17 protein-coding genes are annotated in these 15,584 nt (G+C 62.4%); 6 read left to right on the forward strand and 11 right to left on the reverse strand.

From position 1 onward, the window contains the following. Positions 1-91 precede the first annotated feature (91 nt). The 11 genes from F1735_RS16520 to mpl all read right to left on the reverse strand — a co-directional run bounded on the left by F1735_RS16520 (position 92) and on the right by mpl (position 10,742). The gene (locus tag F1735_RS16520) at positions 92-670 is read right to left on the reverse strand and encodes a hypothetical protein (protein ID WP_167237951.1); all 579 of its coding nucleotides are present in this window, start codon (positions 668-670) and stop codon (positions 92-94) included. Next, positions 667-1,779: a DUF2169 family type VI secretion system accessory protein gene (locus F1735_RS16525; protein WP_167237952.1), complete on the reverse strand. Its 1,113-nt coding sequence runs from the start codon at positions 1,777-1,779 to the stop codon at positions 667-669. Before F1735_RS16525 ends, F1735_RS16520 begins: the two co-directional genes overlap by 4 nt. Before the next feature lie 297 nt (positions 1,780-2,076). Continuing rightward, entirely contained in the window at positions 2,077-3,042 is a 966-nt protein-coding gene (gene corA, locus F1735_RS16530) for a magnesium/cobalt transporter CorA (RefSeq protein ID WP_166887131.1), read from the reverse strand. Positions 3,043-3,123: 81 nt separating this feature from the next. Beyond that, positions 3,124-3,546, reverse strand: coding sequence for a DUF4124 domain-containing protein (locus F1735_RS16535; protein ID WP_167237953.1), 423 nt, complete (start codon positions 3,544-3,546; stop codon positions 3,124-3,126). A 20-nt stretch (positions 3,547-3,566) separates the two neighbouring features. Further along, on the reverse strand, positions 3,567-4,292 hold the full coding sequence (gene mtgA / locus F1735_RS16540; RefSeq protein ID WP_167237954.1) for a monofunctional biosynthetic peptidoglycan transglycosylase: 726 nt from the start codon (positions 4,290-4,292) through the stop codon (positions 3,567-3,569). Then, positions 4,289-5,116 carry a shikimate dehydrogenase gene (gene aroE, locus F1735_RS16545; RefSeq protein ID WP_167237955.1) on the reverse strand — a complete coding sequence of 276 codons (828 nt, stop codon included), beginning with the start codon at positions 5,114-5,116 and terminating at the stop codon, positions 4,289-4,291. Before aroE ends, mtgA begins: the two co-directional genes overlap by 4 nt. After that, a complete protein-coding gene (locus F1735_RS16550) occupies positions 5,113-5,997 on the reverse strand; it encodes an energy transducer TonB (protein ID WP_167237956.1) in 885 nt (294 codons plus the stop codon). Before F1735_RS16550 ends, aroE begins: the two co-directional genes overlap by 4 nt. A 79-nt stretch (positions 5,998-6,076) precedes the next feature. After that, positions 6,077-8,134: a ribonuclease catalytic domain-containing protein gene (locus F1735_RS16555; RefSeq protein WP_167237957.1), complete on the reverse strand. Its 2,058-nt coding sequence runs from the start codon at positions 8,132-8,134 to the stop codon at positions 6,077-6,079. A gap of 42 nt (positions 8,135-8,176) precedes the next feature. Beyond that, positions 8,177-8,770: a chorismate--pyruvate lyase family protein gene (locus tag F1735_RS16560; protein WP_167237958.1), complete on the reverse strand. Its 594-nt coding sequence runs from the start codon at positions 8,768-8,770 to the stop codon at positions 8,177-8,179. After that, positions 8,767-9,354 (reverse strand): YqiA/YcfP family alpha/beta fold hydrolase, encoded by a 588-nt coding sequence (locus F1735_RS16565; protein ID WP_167237959.1) that lies wholly within the window; start codon positions 9,352-9,354, stop codon positions 8,767-8,769. Before F1735_RS16565 ends, F1735_RS16560 begins: the two co-directional genes overlap by 4 nt. Next, entirely contained in the window at positions 9,351-10,742 is a 1,392-nt protein-coding gene (gene mpl, locus F1735_RS16570; protein ID WP_167237960.1) for a UDP-N-acetylmuramate:L-alanyl-gamma-D-glutamyl-meso-diaminopimelate ligase, read from the reverse strand. Before mpl ends, F1735_RS16565 begins: the two co-directional genes overlap by 4 nt. Before the next feature lie 78 nt (positions 10,743-10,820). Here mpl and F1735_RS16575 point away from each other — a divergent pair, with 78 nt between their 5' ends. From F1735_RS16575 to prmA, 6 genes are all read left to right on the forward strand, one after another. After that, on the forward strand, positions 10,821-11,465 hold the full coding sequence (locus tag F1735_RS16575; RefSeq protein WP_167237961.1) for a hypothetical protein: 645 nt from the start codon (positions 10,821-10,823) through the stop codon (positions 11,463-11,465). Beyond that, positions 11,462-12,034, forward strand: a complete 573-nt coding sequence (locus F1735_RS16580; protein WP_167237962.1) for a TlpA family protein disulfide reductase — start codon at positions 11,462-11,464, stop codon at positions 12,032-12,034. Before F1735_RS16575 ends, F1735_RS16580 begins: the two co-directional genes overlap by 4 nt. Positions 12,035-12,231: 197 nt before the next feature. Next, positions 12,232-12,669, forward strand: a complete 438-nt coding sequence (gene aroQ, locus F1735_RS16585) for a type II 3-dehydroquinate dehydratase (protein ID WP_167237963.1) — start codon at positions 12,232-12,234, stop codon at positions 12,667-12,669. Positions 12,670-12,761: 92 nt separating this feature from the next. After that, entirely contained in the window at positions 12,762-13,226 is a 465-nt protein-coding gene (gene accB / locus F1735_RS16590) for an acetyl-CoA carboxylase biotin carboxyl carrier protein (protein WP_166887162.1), read from the forward strand. 9 nt (positions 13,227-13,235) lie between these two features. After that, positions 13,236-14,636: an acetyl-CoA carboxylase biotin carboxylase subunit gene (gene accC / locus F1735_RS16595; protein ID WP_166887165.1), complete on the forward strand. Its 1,401-nt coding sequence runs from the start codon at positions 13,236-13,238 to the stop codon at positions 14,634-14,636. Further along, the gene (prmA, locus tag F1735_RS16600) at positions 14,633-15,580 is read left to right on the forward strand and encodes a 50S ribosomal protein L11 methyltransferase (protein WP_167237964.1); all 948 of its coding nucleotides are present in this window, start codon (positions 14,633-14,635) and stop codon (positions 15,578-15,580) included. Before accC ends, prmA begins: the two co-directional genes overlap by 4 nt. Positions 15,581-15,584: the final 4 nt, after the last annotated feature.

Consider the following 15,584-nt stretch of genomic DNA (forward strand, 5'->3'; position numbering starts at 1 on the left):
CCGTCAGAAAAACCATCGATATCGTCTTGGATGCGTCCTGCTGCTGGTGTCATATTCGATTCCATGTGGGTACCAACTTCCTTAATTAGAGTTATGAAGTTGTCTCACAACAGTTTGACACAGGGGGATCGACGGCTACCAGCAAAACGAATTGCGGTCCATTTTCCTGCGCCATCAATAGGGCCGCATCTGTTAATGCTCGCGCAATGCCGCCCTTGCCGTAGGAGCAGAAGCGACTCGACGGATGAAACGTCGATCCAGTACTGCGCTGTTGGGACAGCAGCTGAGCCAGCGCCTCGGCCAGGCAGTTGCTCGATCTGCCCGGACGGCCGGCTTCGGCCCCCATGACGATCAGCGCAATGTGTGCTGGCTCACCAGCCGTTTGCGCCGCCAGCGCTTCTGCAACCACAAGCTGCAGCATATGGTCCAGGCGCTCGGCACCCCACGCGCCCACGTCGAACAAGGCTCCGCCTACGATTGGAATGCCGCCGCGCGCAACAAACGCGGTCTCTCTAAAATGGTTCATTCGCGCATTGATCGCAGCCGTTGCGGCCGGCGCATTGTGCCCAACTGCGCAACACATACTACGCGACACAATGCGCAAAGGAGCCCAACTTGCCTCCTGGGGGCCGCTGAGATTGCGGGTGAGTGAACTTAGCCAGCGGCTCATGTGCCCGCTCCATCATCGTCATCGCCGCAGCCGGGGCACCCGGAGCCATCCTGTCCAAGCGATTTCTTGGCCCACCATGCAGCGTTGACGGGGCCAATTGCCAACGTATCGAACTCTTGCAAACGGCGCCGAATCGGCGTGCTGACCCGCCACACAACGGAGAACCGGCCTTCATCCGGCTCGAAGTAAAGGGTATCGACTACCGGCTTCAATAGCTCGTTGCTGTAATCGGTGCGCAGTACGCGAACAGTTTGTCGATTCAGGGTTGGCAAGGCAAAACGTACATCGGGACGACCTTTCACCATATTGCGCAGCACGATTGCCTCCCCACCTTGGGGATAATCCATTTGTTGGTTTTCCGGGGCGCATTGATGGTAGCGATCATCATGGTCAGCGGGTAGCAAAGGGAAAACATCGGATTTCCAGGCAGCGTCGTACGTGCCTGCGTAATTCTTCCGCGGCGACCAATGGCGTCCTATTGCTGAAAAAGCGGCAGCCGCGTGCTTGTTGCGCGGGCTACGTATCGGATCATCCAGCGCTTCAAGACTTGGCGCCTGCGTGTTAGCCAATTGTGAAGCCGTGCGCGGCCCGGCCCAACCGAGCCCTACAGGATTTTCCAGATAGGTTTCGTCCATCACTTCATCGCGCCCCTTCGTATATTTACGGGTACCGCCGAAGGCCAGTCCATAATGCAGCGGCTGAGTAATAAACGGCTCCGGTTTGCTGAGCGATAACAAACCAAACCTACTGCGCCAGATACGGGGACCGACGACGCGTAGCCCCTTGCGCAACTCCCCAACTTGCCAGGCAACCAGCAGTTCGTCAACCGGTTCACTGTTGGGGGCATGCGCACTTGCATTAAACAATACATCGCAACGTGGCTTGAAACGGGCGAAATCCGATCCGTACAACATGGGACTTTCCCCAGACTTGCCAAGGTAGATATCGGATTGCTGCAGCGATTGGGGAGGCAATGGGCGCGGACGCTGGCCAGGCTGCGGAATTGTCCAAGTGCTCTTGGCGGCGATGACCAAGTGTTCATGACCCGCCACATCAAGCGCAATCGCGATGTCCGCCACCACGAATTGGGTCTTAATAACGATGTTCATACACTCCGGTATCTTATGTGCAGTGGTGTCGCAGGCATGTCAGCGTGCCTAGTTAAGATTGACTGCTCGCCCAAGATGCGTTGCGTGGCACTGGCAAGCTCCTCGATCATCAACCATCAACCATAAAATATATCATATTTTCAACATTGATATTTGTTGAATAATTCAGTTTGCGCGACCATCGTCCTTCTGTTGTGGGGGCAAAGATAACCAAGCCGAGCGATGGCAGGGTAATCGAAGTCATGTCAGGTTATGGTGCAGGGAATGGAAGAATTCCACCTTACAACCCAGGCTTCCCTACTTCAACCACCCTCTGCGCAAGAACACCCACACCGGCGTGATCATCGAGGCCACCATCAAGCCCAAGGCAAACGGGTAGCCGTAATGCCACTCCAGCTCCGGGAAGGCCTTGAAGTTCATCCCGTAAATACTGGCGATCAGGGTCGGCGGCAAAAACGCCACCGAGGCCACCGAGAAGATCTTGATGATCTTGTTCTGGTTAATGTTGATGAAACCGACCGTGGCGTCCATCAGGAAGTTGATTTTGTCGAACAGGAACGATGTGTGGCCGTCCAGCGATTCGATGTCGCGCAGGATCTGGCGCGCTTCTTCGAACTGCTCGGCATTGAGCAAGCGCCCGCGCATCAAAAAACTCACCGCGCGCCGTGTATCCATCATGTTGCGCCGGATCCGTCCATTCAAGTCTTCCTCGCGCGCGATCGCGTTCAGCGCGTCGGCCGCATCCTTGTCGGTGAATTCTTTTTGCAGCACCAGCCCGCTGACTTCTTCCAGGTGCTGGTAAATCCCTTCCAGCGCATCGGCAGAATACTCGGCGTCGGTGGCGTACAGGTCGAGCAGCACGTCCATGTAATCGGCAATCGAGCCCGGCCGCGAGCGCGCGCGCATGCGCACCAGGCGAAATACCGGCAAGTCGTCGGTATGCACCGAAAACAGCATTTTGCGCGCGAGAATGAAGGCGACCGTGACCACGCGCGAGGGGCCGTCGTCTTCTTCCAGCAAGAAGTCTGTGCGCAGATGCAAGTCGCCGTTTTCCGCTTCGTAATAGCGGGCCGACGCTTCGATATCCTTGACTTCGTCTTCGCCCGGCAAGATCACGCCGTAGATGGTCTTGACCCAGGCCCGCTCGTCGTCGTTCGGATCGGTCAGGTCGACCCAGACCGGGTCCACGTTTTCGAGATCCGCCCGCGACTCGATCGGTACCTGATTGAGTCGGCCATTTTGTAGGACAAATACGTTGATCATGCGCTTTCTCGGCCGGATTCAAAACAGCGCAAGTGTACCCGTTAGCCCCGGGGCCGGCCACCCCGAAACACTTAAATTGGCTCAGCGCAGCTGTTTTTCGATCATTTTGTCGAGCATCGGGTTCGAGCCCGGCGCGGCCTTCTCCACCGGCGGCTTTTTCGGCGCTTCGAAGCCCTTGGTGTCGTGTATCTGGATGAGCTTGCTGGTGCGGTTGTCAGGCGTGCAATCCGTGTTGGAAATCACGGTCTTGCCGTTGATGACGCACTTGCGCATGGCGCCGTCGCCATTGCCGGCCGCCTCGCTGACGGCTTGCTTGGCCGAATCGATCACCTTGCCCGCCGGACTGGCTGTGACGGTCTTGCCGAGTTTGGCAGCGCCCTCGGCGAACAGATTGCGCTCGTAGCGCATGGAAAACAAGGCGGCCATGGCCAGCGCCGCCAGGGCGACCGAGCCGGTGGCGACCCAGAACAGCGAAATGGCGCCCTGTTGGCGACGATAGATCATGGGAATATTCCAGTAAAGAATCAGGGCAAGTCTGCCGAACTCATACGGTTGACGATGAGGGTGGTGCGGCGCGCCAGGTAGCTCGAGCTGCGGTTGCGGTCGTAATAACGCGGATTGGGCAGCATCACGGCCAGCTTGGCGGCCTGCGCCACGCCCAGGTTGGCCGCGGTGGTGCGGTAGTAATGGCGCGCGGCCGCCTCGGCGCCGAAGATGCCGCGCCCGAATTCGGCCACGTTCAGGTAAATTTCCAGGATGCGCTGCTTGCTCATGACCGTTTCGAGCATGAAGGCGATGATCATTTCCTGGCCCTTGCGCAGATAGCTGCGCGAGCCGGTCAGGAACAGGTTCTTGGCCAGTTGCTGGGTGATGGTGGAGCCGCCGCCGACCACCTTGTGGCGCCGGTTGTTGCGTTCGTAGGCTTTTTGCAGCGCTTCCCAGTCGACCCCGTCATGCTCGGAAAAATTGGCGTCTTCCGAGGCGATCACGGCCCGTTTCAGGCTGTCCGAGATGCGCTCGTACGGCACCCACTGATGCTGCAGCATGGCCGTGGGTTTCTTTTCGCGCATCAGGGACAGCTGGTCGTCCATCATGTTCGTGCTCGACGGATTGAACTGGGCGTACCAGCACACCATCAGGAAAAAATACAGCTGGACCGCAACGACAATCAGCAGCGGGCCGAGGAACAGCCACTTGATCCAGCGCCGGCGCGCGCCGCCCCCCTTGGCTGGCTTGGCGGCCTTGCTCATAGCGCCAGGCGCAGGCGGTCCAGGATGGCCGCGGTGTCGGGACGCGCGCCGCGCCACAGCAAAAAGGCTTCGGCGGCTTGTTCGACCAGCATGCCGAGGCCGTCGCGCGCGAGCGCCCCCTGGGCGGCGGCAAAGACCATGAAGCGGGTCGGAGCCTTGCCGTACATCATGTCCAGCGCCAGGGTGGCGGGACCGAAGGCGCTGGCCGGCACCGGCGGCATCGCATCAAGCAGGCTGGCCGAGGTGGCGTTGACGACGACGTCGTACCGGCCGCCAATGGCGTCGAAGGCGCAGGCGGCCAGGCGTTGCCCCTGCGCCAGCTGGGCGGCGAAGCGCTCGACCAGGGCGTCGGCCGTGGCCAGGGTGCGGTTGGCGATCGTCAGTTCGGCCGGCAAGGCGGCCAGCAGCGGCAGCACGGCGCCGCGCGCGGCCCCGCCCGCGCCCAGCAGCAGTACGCGCTTGCCTGCGAGGTCGACGCCGGCGTTGCGGGTGATGTCGCCCACCAGCCCGGCGCCGTCGGTGTTGTCGCCGATGATGCCGCCGCTGCTGTTAAATACCAGGGTGTTGACGGCGCCGGCGGCGCGCGCGCGTTCGGTCAGGCGGTCGGCCAGGTCGGCCGCCTGCAATTTGAACGGCACGGTGACGTTGGCGCCCTGGTAGCCGGCGGCAATGAGGGTGCGCACGGTGGCCTCGAATGCGTCCAGCGGCGCCAGGCAGCGTTCGTACACCATCTCTTGCCCGGTCTGCAGGGCAAAGGCGGCGTGGATCTCGGGCGACTTGCTATGGGCAATCGGGTTCCCGATGACGCAGTAACGCTCGCTCATTTAGTCTGGCCGCGCAGCTCGGCTTCGAGCTTGTCTTCACGGGTGAACTTGAAGCTCGTGATCATGATCCACAAGTCATCGCGGTCGTTGGAACGCATGTTTTTCGGGAAGTGGCTGAACGGCGCGGCCCGGCGCACGATGGCCAGCGCCGCCTTGTCGAGCGCGGGATTGCCCGAACTTTTTTCGATGCGCACGCCGCCTTCTTTGGTGTAAATGGTGCCGTCCTGGAAGATCGGGATGTACACGATCAGCTCGCCGTACAGTTTCTTGCCATCTTTCTGGGGAAAGTTCAGCGTACCGACATCTTCGATCTTCTTTTGCGTCGATTTGTAGTAAACGGCGTAACCGACTTCCTGCGTGCTCGGCGTGAAGAAAGTCTTGCGCGGACGCTTGTTCTGGTCTTCGATGCGCTGGGCGATCTCGGCCTTCTGGCGCGAGAGCGGCTTGGTGCTCTCGATCAGGTCGTTGCCCTCGCGCTCGGGATCGGGCGCTTCCTTGTCCGTCACCGGAGAGGCGTGCAAGGTCGAATCGTTGGCCTTGGTCAGCAGGTTTTTCTGCATCTGCTCCAGTTCGGTAATGCGGCGCAGGGTCGATTTGACGCTTTCGCCGGTCTCGTCCTTGCGCATGTCGGGCAGGGGCGAGGCGGCGCGGCCATCCTCGGCATTGCCGCCGCCATCGAGGTTGGCTTGGGCCAGCGCGTCCGCCTTCAACGGTTTGTTGGCGTGCTTGGCATTGACCAGGATGACTTCGAGGCCGGGATCGGTCGGGGTCAGGTTGAATGCCTCGGGCGCGACGAAACGGACCGCCAGCAGGGCCGCGTGTACCGCGACCGAAACGGCCACGGCGATGGACAGGGAGCTTATATTTTGCAAGTGCTTCACACGATACCGGGAAGAATTTTGTTGAATCAGGGAACGGCCATTCTACATTCTAATGGCCGCCGTGGCGATGCCGGCAAGCTCAGCCGGCTGTCGGTTCGCTGCTCACCACCGTCACCGAACCTTCGGCTTCCACCGCTTCGGTGGCGGCCGCTTCGCCAGTGTCGGCCGGCGCGGCGGTCGCGGCCGCCTCCTCTTCCTCGTACTCGAGGTCGGCATCGGCCGCGATCTCGTTGTTGGAAGGCAGTTCGAGCAAGCGCGCTTCGATCGTCAGGTCGAGCTCATCCCAACGCAGGATGTCGAGTTTGACCTGCGCCCCGCGCGCCACCTGCGGCATGCCGGGCAAGCGAATGATCAGCGGAATGTCGGCCAGGCGCAACACTTCATCCTTGAGCACGACCGCTTCGACCTGGCGCTGCTCCTGCTGGCCGAGCCAGCGCAGGCACCAGTAGCGCTCCATGTTCTGCTGATGGTCGTTGTAGGCGGCATACGCGGCGTCGAAGGCCGAGACGATGGCGAACAGGTTGGCGTCGCGCGGCTTGAACGGCGCCACCAGCGGGGCCGTGACGCCGTGCTCGGCACAGGCCAGGATTTGCCACTGGTTGACCAGGTCGGTATACCGGCGCAGCGGCGAGGTGCTCCATGCGTACTGGTCCACGCCGAGCCCCTGGTGCGGCGCGGCATGGGTGACCATGCGCACCTGCATCTTGGCGGCCCAGCCGGCGCCGCTGCCGGCGCCTTGCGAGCGGTAAATACCCGGCACGCCCGAGTCGTGCATCAGCTTGCCCCAGGTGCTGTTGGCGAAAATCATCAGCTCGGCCACGATCTTGTCGAGCGGCGCGCCACGCTTGCGGCGCAGCACCGTCACGACGTCGTCTTCGACGTAGAAATTGAAATCGACCCGGTTGTTTTGCTCCGGTTTCAGGCCGAAACCTTCGCGCTTGACCATGCGCGCCGCTTCCAGGGTGAGCGCCCACTGCCACAGCACGGCCATCTCGGCCTTGTGCGGATACTCGCCAGCCCCAAGCGCCAGCGCTTCTTCGCTGACCACGTCGTCCAGGTCGTTGTTGCGCAGGTTGCTCTTGATCGGCACCAGTTCGGCGCGGGTGACGGTCGACTTCACGCTCCAGTCGGCCGGGTCGATGGTGGCGTACAGCGACACCGCCGGGCAGGTCTTGCCTTCGGCCAGGGTGAAGGCGGCGACCAGCTCGTCCGGCAGCATGGTGATTTTATCGCCCGGCATGTAGACGGTGGACATGCGTACACGCGCCATTTTGTCGATCGCGTCATCGGGCCGGATGCCCAGGCCCGGCGCGGCGATGTGAATGCCGACCTGCAGCATGCCGTCGGCCAGGGTCACGACCGAGAACGCATCGTCGATTTCGGTGGTGGTCACGTCATCGATCGAAAACGCGGCCACGTTCGCCAGCGGCAAATTGGCCGGCATCGACGGCACCGTCACGGCCGGGAAACCGGCGCCGCGCGGGAAGTTCTCGAACAAGAAGCGCGCCATGTGCAATTGCCTGGGCGAGCCGATGCCGCCGGCGGCCAGCATCAGGCGCTGCGGCGTGGTGTGCAGTTCGTTGCAGGCGGCGTCGAGCGCCTTGAATTCGATGCTGTTCTTGTCCGGCTTGAACAACAGTTGCTGCACCAGCGGACGCATGGCGTCCGGCAGCGTGTTGGCCTTGAGCTGGTCCACATAGCCGGCCTGGATCAGGCCCTGCTGTTTCTTTTTCTCGATGCCGGCCTGGGCCGCGCGCAGCGACGCTTCGGGCGCGGCCTTGTAGCGCCCGCGTCCCTTCTTGTAGAAGTAGATCGGCGCGCCATGCAGCGCCAGGATCAGCCCGGCCGCTTCGGATGGCAGCGGGGTGTGGCCGAAATACTCGGCGCCCAGCTCGGCAAATCCGAACTCGTCCTGGCCGGCGACTTCCCACAGGAACTCGAAATCGACGTCGGCGGCAACCGCCTTGGCCGCTTCCAGCAGGTCGGCCGCGGACGGCTTTTCGTACTGCAACAGGACGTCCTTGACCTTGACCTTGGTACGCTTGCCGCTTGGCATTTCGACTTGATAGGCTTCGCCCGCTTGCGACAACACGGTGCCGACCTTGAAATCGCCGGATTCTTCAAAAAATAGATTCATGTGAACGCTTTGTCTTTGCTTTGATATTTTTACTGACGATGTTTACTTGGTATTGTTCGTTGGCGCGCGGGTCAGGTCGCGCCCGGCAAGTGCCAGGACCGGGGGCAGAAACACCTCGGTCACGAGCAAGATGCCCCGGTGGCGGCGATACAGGCAGCGCCGCGCATATAAAACAGGGTCGCCGTCCACGCCGAGCGCCGCGCGCGCGCGCGTCATCAGGGGGTGGCCGGCGCGGATGCGCGCAAATTCCAGCTCGCCGCGCGCCACGTGCGGGTCGTAAAACAAGGTGCTGCCGAGCGAGCGTTCGCCCAGGCCGCCGAACAGCGGCCAGTCGCTGGCGCTGGCCGACAGCGGCACCACCGTGTGCGCGAACACCACCGGCGCCTCGTCGCAGCGCAGCAGCACTTCGCGCTCGAGCACCTGGACCGCGCGCGCCAAGCCCAGCAACCCGGCTTCATCGGCCAGGCAGCGCGCGCGCCGCTGGTGCAGGCGCTGCACCCGAAACGCCGCGCTGTGCGCGAGCAGGCGCGCCGTCAGCGAGCCGCCGCTGGTGAGCCAGTCGCGCAGCGCCGGCGGCGCGTTGACCCGGTTCACATGCCGATGCCATAAGGCCTGGCGCAGCGAGGCGCCCCTCACCGCGCCGGGCTCGCGGCGCGGTCCAGGCAAAACGCCAGGACCTCGTCCACGTAGTGCCCGAATTCGGCGATGGCGTGGTCGCTGCCATCGATCACGTGCTGGCGCGCGCCGGCGTAGTGCGCCGTCATGTCGCGGTAGTCGAGCACTTCGTCGCCGCTCGCAGCTAACAGGAAATAGCGCTCCGGGCGCGTAATGGCGGGCACGGCCAGCGCGCCCAATTCCTCGATATATGCGCGCTTGAATTCGAAAACTTTGTCGGAATGATACTCGGTCGTGACGCCGACATGCTTGTCGAGGTCTTTCAGGGGGTAGACCGCCGGATTGAGCAGCGCCGCGCGGCAGCCGAGATGCTCGGCCAGCCAGGTGGCGTAGTAAGCGCCCAGCGAGGAGCCGATGATCGCCAGTTCGTCCCCATCGTAGCGTTCGACCAGGGTCAGGGCCAGCGCCAGCGCCTCTTTCGGCGAGGCCGGCAGTTGTGGGCAGATCAGCTCGGAAGCACGCCCCAGCGCCGCCATTTTCTCGCCCACCACGCGCGCCTTGTACGAACGGGGCGAGGAACGGAAACCGTGCAGGTAAAGAATCATTGGGCCAGCGCCTCCAGCAGTTTCTGGTGTACGCCGCCGAAGCCGCCATTGCTCATGACCAGGATATGGTCGCCCGGCTGGGCCGCGTCGACCACGGCCTTGACCAGGAAATCGAGATGGTCGAAGCTGTGCGCGATCGCCCCCAGCGGCGCGAGGGCGTCGGCCAGGCTCCAGCCCAGCGCTTGCTGGCTGCCGAAGCCGAACACCAGGTCCGCTTCGCGCAGGCTGCCCGGCAAGGCGTCTTTCATCGAGCCGAGCTTCATGGTGTTCGAGCGCGGCTCGAGCACGGCCAGGATGCGGCCCTGGGCCTTGTCGCCGCTGCCGCCGTGGTAGCCAATGCGTTGGCGCAGCCCGTTGACGGTGGTGGCGATCGCGGTCGGATGATGGGCAAAATCGTCGTACACGGTCATGTTGCGCACCACGCCGCGCACTTCCATGCGCCGCTTGACGCTCTCGAAGCGGGCCAGCGCTGCGGCCGCCTGCGCCACCGGCACCCCCACGTGGCGCGCTGCGGCAATCGCCGCCAGCGCGTTCAGGCGGTTGTGCTTGCCGGTCAGGCCCCAGGCCACCGTGGCCACCACGGCGCCCTTGAAGAGCACGTCGAAATCGCCGCCGGCGTGCTCCGTCATGGTCCAGTCGACCCCGTCGCTGGCGCCGAACATTTCCTTCTCGCTCCAGCAGCCGCGCTTGAGCACGCGACCCAGGGACGCTTCGTCGCCGTTGACGATCAGGCGCCCAACGCCGGGCACGGTACGCACAAGGTGGTGGAATTGGGTCTCGATGGCGCCGATATCGGGGAAGATGTCGGCATGATCGTATTCGAGGTTGTTCATCACGGCGGTTTTCGCGCGGTAATGGACGAACTTGCTGCGCTTGTCGAAAAACGCGGTGTCGTACTCGTCCGCTTCGATCACGAAGTAGCCGGACGGCGCGCTGCCGGCCAGGCGCGCCGAAATGCCGAAGTTCATCGGCACGCCGCCGATCAGGAAGCCCGGCGAATAGCCGGCGTCTTCCAGGATCCAGGCCAGCATGGCCGAGGTGGTGGTCTTGCCGTGCGTACCGGCCACGGCCAATACCCACTTGTCGTGCAAAATATGTTCACCGATCCACTGGGGACCGGACATGAACGGCAGGCTGCGGTTCAGGATTTCCTCGACCAGCGGATTGCCGCGCGCCACCACATTGCCGATCACATACAGATCGGGGTTGAGCTTGATCTGGTCCGGGCTGAAGCCCTGGATCAGTTCGATGCCCTGGGCTTCGAGCTGGGTGCTCATCGGCGGGTAGACGTTGGCGTCGCAGCCGGTGACCTTGTGGCCGGCTTCTTTCGCCAGGACCGCGAGGCCGCCCATGAAGGTGCCGCAAATGCCGAGGATGTGAATATGCATGGTGTCGTGGCCAAATGAATGAATACGCGATTTTACCCGACCCAATGGGTTTTTCCGTTCCAGAGTATGATCTCGCTCATGATGCCTACCCCGATTGACGATCTCTCCCTGCTGCGCACGGAAATCGCCGCCGTCGCCGCGCGCCTGGTTGCCCGGGACGGCGCCGACTACGCCAGCGCCAAGCGCAAGGCCGCGCTGCAGGTGCTGGGCGAGCGCGCCGACAGCGCCAACCTGCTGCCCGACAATGCGCAGATCGAGGCCGCCGTGCGCGATTACCAGGCGCTGTTCTTGGCCGACAGCCAGCCGGCGCGCTTGCTCGCGCTGCGCACAGCCGCCCTGCAAGTGATGGATGCGCTGGCCGAATTTTCGCCCTACATCACCGGCGCGGTATTGAACGGCACCGCCGGCGAGCACGACGACATCGAGCTGCAACTGTTCGCCGACAGCGCCAAGGAAGTGCAGCTTTACCTGTTGAACCGCAACGTCACGATCGACATTTCCGAAACGCCGCACTTCAAGGGCGCGCGCTTCGACCCGGTCGAGACGGTGAGCTTTTTGTGGCATGGCGAAGGCGTACACGCCGAACTGTATGAAAAGCACGACCTGCGCGGCGCCCTCAAGGCACGCGCCGACGGCCGCCCCCAGCGCGCCGACGCCGCCGCCCTGCGCAGCAGGATGACCTCTTGCGCCACCACGCCGACACCCCTTCAGGACCTGACATGAACAAGCAAACCATTTTCACCTTCGCCGGCATCGCCGTGCTGGCCGGCGCGCTGGGCGCCTGGGTCGGCACCCGCAACAAACAAGCGCCCACGGTGGCCTCAAGCGCCCCAAGCGCCGAACAGCACCCGGCCGGCCACGGCCCGACCCCGGTCGAAGCGCTGTTCGCCGAAACCCTGAACAACCCGGCCGGCACGCCGCAAGCGCTGGCGCAATGGAAGGGCAAGCCGCTGGTGGTCAATTTCTGGGCGCCGTGGTGCCCGCCCTGTGTGGAAGAAATGCCGGAACTGGCCGAGGTGGCGCGCGAACAGAGCGCCAAAAACATCAATATCATTGGCATCGGCATCGATTCGCCTGCCAACATCGCCGCATTTACCAGCAAATTCAACATCGGTTACCCGATCTATGTGGCCGGCATCAGCGGCACCGAACTGTCGCGCAAGCTGGGCAACAGCGCCGGCGGCCTGCCCTACACCGTGCTGATCGGCGCCGATGGCCAGGTCAAGAAAACCTATCTGGGACGCATCAAGTTCGACGAGCTCAAGGCCGACCTGGCCGCGCTCAAGTCCTGAGAGGCTGAGAGTCTTTCCATCATGCCTGCTCAGCACGCCAGAAAAACTCTCAAGCTCTGCGGCACAAACCCTTGGCAAGACCGTGCTTTACGGTACGGAATGCACCACTCAGTAACTTTTAGCAATTTTTTTCGCTTGCCAATGCCCGCAGTTGGCGGCAAAATGCGTGACTTTCGCGTGATAACGACCCTTCAACCATGGCAAAAAAGCTCCTTCTGCTGAACGGCCCCAACCTGAATCTGCTGGGGACACGGGAGCCTGAGGTGTACGGCAAGGCAACATTAGCCGACATCGAGAACGCTGCGACAGCCCAGGCTGCCGCGGCGGGCGCCACGCTATCTTGCTTTCAGAGCAATCATGAAGGCGCCCTGATCGATGCCATCCATGCCGCCCGCAGCGACGGCGTGGACGCGATTGTCATCAATCCGGGCGGGCTGACGCACACCAGCGTGGCCTTGCGCGATGCGCTGGCCGGGGTGGCGATTCCATTTGTGGAAGTCCATATTTCCAATATTTACCAGCGCGAAGCGTTCCGCCATCACTCTTTTTTGTCCGCCATTGCGCAGGGCACCATTTGCGGGCTCGGCATTGATGGATATCGCTTTGCCATCGACTTTGCGCTTAAAAAGCGTTAATCTACTGGCATCTTCAAGCATTATGCGCGGTTTTGCTTTTATGATAAGCACGCCGCATACTCTTAAAACACAATAATTCCAAGGGGTTTCACATGGATTTACGAAAACTCAAGACCTTGATCGATCTCGTCGCCGAGTCGGACATCGCTGAACTCGAAGTAACCGAAGGCGAGAGCAAGGTCCGCATCGTCAAGTCATCCGCAATCCCGCAGAATCAGATGGTCATGATGCAGCCGCAAGGCATGCAGCAGCACTACGCCGGTGGCCAGGCCCCCATGCCGGCCCCGGTCGCCCCGCCGGTGGTCGTGCCAGCCGAGCCGACCGGCCACATCGTCAAGTCGCCGATGGTCGGCACCTTCTACCGTTCCTCGGCCCCGGGCTCCCCGGCCTATGTCGACGTCGGCTCGAACATCAAGGAAGGCGAAACCCTGTGCATCATCGAAGCGATGAAACTGCTCAATGAAATCGACTCCGACTTCTCCGGCGTCGTGACCAAGATCCTGGTCGAGAACGGCCAGCCTGTCGAGTTCGGCCAACCGCTGTTTGTGATTGGCTGATCGACCACTATGTTTGAAAAAATTCTCATTGCCAATCGTGGAGAGATCGCGCTACGTATCCAGCGCGCCTGCCGCGAGATGGGCATCAAGACCGTGGTGGTTCACTCGGAAGCCGATAAAGACGCCAAGTACGTGAAGTTGGCCGACGAATCGGTGTGTATCGGACCGGCGCCCTCGGCGCTGAGCTATCTGAACATGCCGGCGATCATCAGCGCGGCCGAAGTCACCGATGCCGAAGCGATTCACCCCGGCTACGGTTTCCTGTCCGAGAACGCCGACTTCGCCGAACGGGTCGAAAAATCCGGCTTCGTCTTCATCGGTCCCCGTTCCGACTCGATCCGCCTGATGGGCGACAAGGTATCGGCCAAGCAAGCCATGATCCGCGCCGGCGTGCCGTGCGTGCCCGGCTCGGACGGCGCCCTCCCGGACGACCCGAAAGAAATCATCCAGACCGCGCGGCGCGTGGGCTATCCGGTGATCATCAAGGCGGCCGGCGGTGGCGGCGGACGCGGCATGCGCGTGGTACACACCGAAGCGGCCTTGCTCAACGCCGTGTCGATGACCAAGACCGAAGCCGGCGCCGCCTTCGGCAATCCGGAAGTGTATATGGAGAAGTACCTGGAAAATCCGCGTCACGTGGAAATCCAGATCCTCGCCGACGAACACAAGAACGCCGTCTGGCTGGGCGAGCGCGATTGCTCGATGCAGCGCCGCCACCAGAAAGTGATCGAAGAAGCGCCGGCGCCGGGCATTCCGCGCAAGCTCATCGAAAAGATCGGCGACCGCTGCGCCGAAGCTTGCCGCAAGATCGGTTATCGCGGCGCGGGCACCTTCGAATTCCTGTACGAGAACAACGAGTTCTATTTCATCGAAATGAACACGCGCGTGCAGGTCGAGCACCCGGTCACCGAAATGATTACCGGCATCGATATCGTACAGGAACAGATCCGCATCGCCTGCGGCGAAAAACTGCGTTTCCGCCAGCGCGACATCATGCTGTCGGGCCACGCCGTCGAGTGCCGCATCAATGCCGAAGACCCGTTCAAGTTTACCCCGTCGCCGGGGCGCATCGTGTCCTGGCACGCGCCGGGCGGTCCTGGCATCCGCGTCGATTCGCATGCTTACGCCGGTTATTATGTGCCGCCGCATTACGATTCGATGATCGGCAAGGTCATCGCTTACGGCGCCACGCGCGAGCAAGCCATCCGCCGCATGCAAATCGCGCTGTCGGAAATGGTGGTTGAGGGTATCCTGACGAATATTCCGCTGCATCGCGAATTGATGATCGATGCGCGCTTTATCGAAGGCGGCACCAATATCCATTACCTCGAGCAGAAACTGGCCGACAAGCCGGACCTGCCGAAAGGCCCGACCAGCCCCAATAAATCGGAAACGAAGGCAGACGCATGAGTTGGACAGAAGTTGTCATTGAAATTGCACGTGAACACGCCGAAGCCTTGTCCGACGCGCTGATGGAAGCGGGCGCCCTGTCGGTGTCGGTGGAAGACGCCGACGAAGGCACCGACCAGGAAAAGCCGCTGTTCGGCGAACCCGGCATGGAACCGACCGAAGCGGCGTGGGATCACAGCCGCGTGGTGGCCCTGACCGACGTTGACGCCGACCAGGCCGCCATCGTGGCCGAAGCGGCCGCCGCCATCGGCATCGACACCACACCAACGTTCACTACGCGCGCCGTAGCCGACGAAGACTGGGTGCGCCTGACGCAATCGCAGTTCGCGCCTATTCATATCGGCAAGAACATCTGGGTGGTTCCGAGCTGGCACGAAGCGCCGGACCCGGACGCCCTGATCCTCGAACTCGATCCGGGCCTGGCCTTCGGCACCGGCAGCCATCCGACCACGCGGCTGTGCATGGAATGGCTGGAGGCGCATCCGGCCCCCGGCAAGACCGTGCTCGACTACGGTTGCGGCTCGGGCATCTTGGCCATGGTGGCCAAGAAAATGGGCGCCGGCGACGTGGCCGGTGTCGATATCGATCCGCAAGCGATCGAATCGGCGCGCGAGAATGCCGCGCGTAACCAGTGCGAGATCGATTACTACCTGCCGGACAACTTCGCCACCTCGGCCAAGCCGCATCACGCCAGCGGCAAGTTCAACACCGTTGTCGCCAATATTTTGTCGAGCCCATTGAAGCTGATGGCGCCGATGCTGGCCGGCCGGGTTGCCCCCGGTGGTTCGCTGGTGTTGTCCGGCGTGCTGGCGCGCCAGGCGGAAGAAGTGGCCGAGGCGTATGCGCCGTTCATCACGCTCGGCGTGTGGGCGGAACAAGATGGCTGGGTAGCACTGCACGGCCAGCTTGGCAGCAACGTTCCACCTACCCCTCGCGGTCAATAAAGGC

Origin of the sequence: Massilia genomosp. 1 (assembly GCF_011682185.1) — a bacterium.
Classification (GTDB): Bacteria; Pseudomonadota; Gammaproteobacteria; order Burkholderiales; family Burkholderiaceae_D; genus Telluria_A; species Telluria_A rubra.

Bases quoted from the DNA above. Each gene is read 5' to 3' on its own strand.
- F1735_RS16555 (WP_167237957.1), bottom strand. From the start codon at position 8,134: ATGAATCTATTTTTTGAAGAATCCGGCGATTTCAAGGTCGGCACCGTG.
- accC (WP_166887165.1), top strand. From the start codon at position 13,236: ATGTTTGAAAAAATTCTCATTGCCAATCGTGGAGAGATCGCGCTACGT.
- F1735_RS16525 (WP_167237952.1), bottom strand. From the start codon at position 1,779: ATGAACATCGTTATTAAGACCCAATTCGTGGTGGCGGACATCGCGATT.
- F1735_RS16580 (WP_167237962.1), top strand. From the start codon at position 11,462: ATGAACAAGCAAACCATTTTCACCTTCGCCGGCATCGCCGTGCTGGCC.
- aroE (WP_167237955.1), bottom strand. From the start codon at position 5,116: ATGAGCGAGCGTTACTGCGTCATCGGGAACCCGATTGCCCATAGCAAG.
- F1735_RS16565 (WP_167237959.1), bottom strand. From the start codon at position 9,354: ATGATTCTTTACCTGCACGGTTTCCGTTCCTCGCCCCGTTCGTACAAG.
- F1735_RS16520 (WP_167237951.1), bottom strand. From the start codon at position 670: ATGAGCCGCTGGCTAAGTTCACTCACCCGCAATCTCAGCGGCCCCCAG.
- aroQ (WP_167237963.1), top strand. From the start codon at position 12,232: ATGGCAAAAAAGCTCCTTCTGCTGAACGGCCCCAACCTGAATCTGCTG.
- mpl (WP_167237960.1), bottom strand. From the start codon at position 10,742: ATGCATATTCACATCCTCGGCATTTGCGGCACCTTCATGGGCGGCCTC.
- F1735_RS16575 (WP_167237961.1), top strand. From the start codon at position 10,821: ATGATGCCTACCCCGATTGACGATCTCTCCCTGCTGCGCACGGAAATC.
- mtgA (WP_167237954.1), bottom strand. From the start codon at position 4,292: ATGAGCAAGGCCGCCAAGCCAGCCAAGGGGGGCGGCGCGCGCCGGCGC.
- accB (WP_166887162.1), top strand. From the start codon at position 12,762: ATGGATTTACGAAAACTCAAGACCTTGATCGATCTCGTCGCCGAGTCG.
- corA (WP_166887131.1), bottom strand. From the start codon at position 3,042: ATGATCAACGTATTTGTCCTACAAAATGGCCGACTCAATCAGGTACCG.
- F1735_RS16535 (WP_167237953.1), bottom strand. From the start codon at position 3,546: ATGATCTATCGTCGCCAACAGGGCGCCATTTCGCTGTTCTGGGTCGCC.
- prmA (WP_167237964.1), top strand. From the start codon at position 14,633: ATGAGTTGGACAGAAGTTGTCATTGAAATTGCACGTGAACACGCCGAA.